This is a genomic window from Spirochaetales bacterium (genome assembly GCA_016930085.1).
Lineage (GTDB): Bacteria > Spirochaetota > Spirochaetia > SZUA-6 > JAFGRV01 > JAFGHO01.
The window spans coordinates 1-5,084 of the sequence record JAFGHO010000089.1 but is presented as its reverse complement, the minus strand read 5'-3'; the positions used below and the strand labels follow the sequence as shown (position 1 = coordinate 5,084).

Below are 5,084 nucleotides of genomic sequence, written 5' to 3'. Positions count from 1 at the left end.
TTCACTCATATTTTATCATTTGTGAGTATTCTTGTCTTTTATTTTTCTATATTATAAGCATTTATTGGTGCGAAAGTTGAGTTAATAATATTATTTCCAGAAGATATTATACGAATTATAAAGACATCCAGTTTTTTAATATTGCACCAACATTCCCGTCGCCGCGTAATCCGTTCTTTACCGGGTAATCCGTAGTAACCCCAATACTATAATCGAACCCGATCACGCCGCGCGAAGAAAAAAAAGCAACTCCCACAACAACCTGACAAAAAAAGCGGATAATATCAGATCTCACCTGATACCCTGCCGCCGTCACATCCGCAGTGCCCCGGTAATTTTATTGACAAACAACATGACGGTAGTTATCAGCATGGAGAAAGAGATGACGATATACGGTATCAATCCGTTGATGAATTGCTGCCGTGCCGGCAGTTTGTAGTGAATGGTATAGCAGACCATGCCGGCGGCAAGACAAATAAAAGCACATATGAGCGATACGGTAAACTGCGGCAAGGAAAACCACCCGAGACGGTAAAACGCGTAGATGCAGCCGGCTTCAATTCCCGCCCAGAGGACGATAAAAAAAATCTCGGAGGTAAACCTGCGGTGAAAGACGATTGAAGTTATCAAAAGCGATATGATAAAAAAGGCGATACTGATGAGGACGATATGCTGAATTTTAAATTGCCCGGTGATTTGATTCGCAATAGTGAAGAGGGTGTATGCCAGCAGTACGGCGCCGGCAATACCCAGGAGGAGGGAAACAATAATGAAGAGTTGTGACGGTATATGAGGTTCGTCTGTGTTCCTGTAATAATTGAGCACCCAGTGTATGGAATAAAAAACGCCGGAGAATATAAAGAGGATATGGCCGGTTATCATTCTCCCGAAAGGTGATGTTATAAATCCGATATCTTCCATGACCGATCGTATCACGTCGGGCGGATTATGTCAAAAGAACAAATGAAATATCGGGATACCATACGGTGGAGACGGATCCCCTTCGGCGTTCACGGAGAAAAAATATACCAGGAACATAACGCGGGCGATATTGTAGACGTCCCCTTCCCGGCGATATGCTACCCCGGCGCCGCCACAGTCAGAACGACAAGGCGTCTGGTGTTTCCTTTCCCCTCGAGCAACAGAAGGGTGGAGCCGTCCTCGGACATGAAGACATTGTTGTGAAGCGGGATGCTCAGTTTTGTCTGAGGTTTCTGGGGGACAAGGATGCAGGGAGATTTCTGAAGGTCGAACCAGACCCAGTCGCTGCCGCCCATATAAAAGAGGTGGTCGCCGTCATAGCTCGCAAACCTGCCGTCGGCGTACGAGGGGATGCTCCATGTCCCCGTCTGGGATGTTCCGAATTTGAGGATGCCTTTTGAACGCCAGTTGAAGGCGATCACCGGACCCTTTTCCTGTGGATGGATGAAGACATAGGAGCCGTCGCCTTTTCCCATGATCACCGGCCCCCCCCTGTCCTGCCACGCGTTGACGCCGGTCATTTTTTCTCCGGTAACCGGATAGTGGCCGAAGCGTTCCACCCACTGGCCGGTAAAGAGATAGGAGCAGGTGTCCTTGCCGCCGGGTCCTGCGCCTTTGTATGAGAAGGTTTTGCCGCTTGCGTTTGTGGTGATCGTTCCGAAGGGGTAATACTGTTCGCCGGAGGATGCCGTCGAATGCAGGGTCATCTTGTTCTCGTTCGGATTGATTTCAATGACGGCGACGCGCACCGGATAGGACCGCGCATGGTCGCTGTCCCCTTTTTTGTGGTAGGGAACGGTGACATAGATGACGGACCCGTCCGTATTCATATCCATGCCGGAGATGCCCCTTGCGCCGTCGATATCCGGGTCCCGGCTTTTGAGAAACTGTTTCAGATCGAATATTTTCGCGCCTCCTGTCACGGACGTCGGTTTGACGATGACGGCCGCCCCCCACGGATCCGCCGGGGTCTTGTTCTTTCCCCCGACATATGCATCGAAGACAACGACCGAACCATTGTGCGATAGCCGAATATATCCTTCGCGGGCGAACCAGGTGTATTGCCCTGCTTTGATCTCCGAGTTTTTCCAGAAAGTGGTCTGCCGCCCCGTTGCGATATCGTAGCGCCTGCCTTCACCCGGCTGTGCGAAATTCGCCTGTATCTGAACGGCGACCTTCCCGTCATAACTCAAGGCGCATGTTATGAGGTTCGAGTCGCCTTCTTTGTAAAATGAGGCGGGAAGCTGGGTGTATTGCAGGACGCTTACTTTGGGAGGTTGTTGTGCGTGGCCCGACGCAATAACACAGGCCAGAAGTAAAAATAACATTGCTATTCGTTTCATTAGTACCTCCTTTCAAAGAATGATGGAACGTCTCCATTAATTATGTTCATAACGGCGGGGGATATCAAGAAAAGATGCGTGGAAAATCGAAATTGATAAAAGATATGATGGCATTAATTCCGAAAATGCGATAGGCTGTCATCATGAAGCATACATCCGACCATTACGCGAAGAAAGCCCGCGATGAAGGATACCCGGCCCGTTCGGTGTATAAACTGGAGGAAATGCAGGCAAAATACCGCATCGTTAAAAAAGGAGACAGGGTACTCGATATCGGATCAGCGCCCGGAAGCTGGAGTCTTTTTGCCCTGAAGCAGGCGGGTCCTGGGGGGCGCGTGGTGGGGGTCGATCCGGCGGAGATGAAACTCGATTCCCGGAACACGGCCGCTTTTCGCTTCATATGCGGCGATATATTTTCTGAAGAGGTCGCGGAGACGATTTCGGGGATGGGGCCGTACACCGCCGTATTGAGTGACGCCGCGCCCTCGACGACGGGAGACAGGATTGTCGATACGGCGCGTTCGTACGAGCTTGCGGCAAGGGTATTCGAGCTCGCCGTTACGGTGTTGGATGAAGGGGGCAATCTCGTGATAAAAATTTTCCAGGGGGGAGACGAACGGACGTTGTACCGGCGTATGGAGGATGAGTTTTCGAGGGTAAAGGCCTTCAAACCCCGTGCTTCGAAAAAGGCCTCCATGGAAATCTATTATATCGGAATCGGGTTTATGGGAAAAAACGATCGATGCCGTCCCGGCTGGGATTAAGGGAATGAAAAAAATATATTGTTCCGTCGCCGGACTCGGCAGGATCGGTTCGAGTCTCGAGGACGACAGGCTTCGTGAAAAGCCCGCGACGCATACGGGCGCGATCGTCGATAATCCCCGCTGCGTGCTTCTTTCGGGGTGTGACGTCGACGGCGAACGCCTGAGGGCTTTCGAAAAGCGGTGGAACTGCCCGAATGTCTTTCTGTCCCTGGATGAGCTGATCGCTTTTCAAAGGCCCGATATCCTCTGTATCGCAACCCCCCCGGCTACACACAGGGAACTGGTCGCGAAAGCGGTCGATGCCGGAATACCGCTTGTGGTCTGTGAAAAGCCGCTTTCGGAAATGATCGGGGAGGCGGAGGAGATTATCGGTATCACATCGGCGTCGGAGACTGTTCTGATGGTGAATCATGAACGGCGGTATTCGCGTGATTACGGCCGGGTAAAAAAGCTGATCGACGGGAAACGGTACGGGGAGGTGCTCGGCGTCCATTGCAGGCTTTTTATGGGTGAAGGGGGGAGTGTGCGCGAGATGCTCTGGGAGGACGGGACGCATATGATCGATATGCTGCGGTTTTTTTCGGGCCGAGAGGTCAGGGTCGACGCTGTGCGGGGTGACATGCGGAAAAAGGGCGGTGAATGTGTCATCATCCTTTACCTGGAAGGCATCCATGCGACAATCGACGCCGCGTGCAACAGGGACCATCTCGTTTTCGAGCTGGACCTCCATTTTCCGAAAGGAATGATAAGAATCGGAAACGGGGTGTATGAGGAATATGAAAGCGTTCCAAGTCCCTATTATGAAAAGATGCGGTCATTGAGGAAAAAAACCGGCCGTTTTTCCGGAAAGACCGGTTATTTCAGCGGCATGCTGGCGGACGCGGTCGCCGTCTTGAATGAAAAGGAAAAGAAGCGGCGGCCTGTTTCCTCGGGTTATGACGGTTATATGGCCGTCAGGGTCATCCATGATATCGTCTCCTTCAGCAAGAGATGAACGCGGCCGATATCGGGAACGGCTCAATTACCATTTTAGATTATTGGACTTTTTCCCGTTAATTAACTATATTATCAGTAATATTTAACGAGAAGGAAGATGAAATACTAATGAATATACGAAAATTGAAAGGAAAGCCGCTTACGCTGACGAATGACGGAAAACTTTCGTTCTTTTTTATCGGTGTTGGAAGCGCGTTTTCAAAACTCCATTACCAGACGAACGCGATAATCATCAAAGGGAAGGATCATCTGCTGATCGATTGCGGGACAAAAACGCCGCAGGCGTTTTACGAACTCGGCATGCCCATTACCGATGTGCGCAACTTCCTCATCACACACTCGCACGCGGACCACATCGGGGGACTCGAAGAGGTCATGCTGATGAACCGGTATATGACGCGGAAGAAACCGTTTATCGTCATCAATGAAGTCTACCAGCACTTTCTCTGGGACAACTCGCTGCGCGGGGGTTCTGGATTCAATGAGGAAGAGGCGGGAAAGTTGTTGAATTTCGCCGATTTTTTCGAGATCATCCGTCCCCGATGGCTTCCCGATTACCCGCGGGAGACGAGCGAAGCGGATGTCGGATCGATAAATATCAAGATTTTCCGTACCATGCACATCCCCGATTCGTCTCTCACCTGGGAGACGGCCTTCTGGTCCAGCGGGCTCATCATCGATAACAAGGTCATGTTTACGAGCGATACGAAATTCGACCGCGATCTTGTCGAGGTCTACGACGCGATTTTCGAGTTCGAACTCATATTCCACGATTGCCAGTTCTTTACCGGTGGTGTTCACGCGTCGATCGAAGAACTGAAGACCCTTCCGGCGCAGTTGAAATCGAAGATGATCCTCATGCATTACGGCGATAACTTCGCCCAGTTCGAAGACAAGATAAAGGAATACGGCTTCGCGGGTCTTGCCAGACAATGGCATTATTATGATATGTAGCCCCGGGCGGGTGACCGCGGCTTACGCGCGGGTGACCGCGGCTTAC

At 51.0% G+C, this 5,084-nt stretch carries 5 protein-coding genes; 3 read left to right on the top strand and 2 right to left on the bottom strand.

From position 1 onward, the window contains the following. Positions 1-312: 312 nt before the first annotated feature. Both JW881_15375 and JW881_15370 read right to left on the bottom strand, forming a co-directional pair. The gene (locus JW881_15375; protein ID MBN1698897.1) at positions 313-921 is read right to left on the bottom strand and encodes a hypothetical protein; all 609 of its coding nucleotides are present in this window, start codon (positions 919-921) and stop codon (positions 313-315) included. 158 nt (positions 922-1,079) lie between these two features. After that, positions 1,080-2,324 carry a hypothetical protein gene (locus JW881_15370; GenBank protein MBN1698896.1) on the bottom strand — a complete coding sequence of 415 codons (1,245 nt, stop codon included), beginning with the start codon at positions 2,322-2,324 and terminating at the stop codon, positions 1,080-1,082. Positions 2,325-2,467: 143 nt separating this feature from the next. On the opposite strand from JW881_15370, the gene JW881_15365 reads away from it, so the two are divergent. The 3 genes from JW881_15365 (at position 2,468) to JW881_15355 (ending at position 5,038) form a co-directional block, all read left to right on the top strand. After that, positions 2,468-3,088 (top strand): RlmE family RNA methyltransferase, encoded by a 621-nt coding sequence (locus tag JW881_15365; GenBank protein ID MBN1698895.1) that lies wholly within the window; start codon positions 2,468-2,470, stop codon positions 3,086-3,088. Positions 3,089-3,092: 4 nt separating this feature from the next. Further along, positions 3,093-4,082: a Gfo/Idh/MocA family oxidoreductase gene (locus JW881_15360; protein MBN1698894.1), complete on the top strand. Its 990-nt coding sequence runs from the start codon at positions 3,093-3,095 to the stop codon at positions 4,080-4,082. Positions 4,083-4,192: 110 nt separating this feature from the next. Next, entirely contained in the window at positions 4,193-5,038 is an 846-nt protein-coding gene (locus tag JW881_15355; GenBank protein ID MBN1698893.1) for an MBL fold metallo-hydrolase, read from the top strand. The last annotated feature ends 46 nt before the right edge of the window (positions 5,039-5,084 follow it).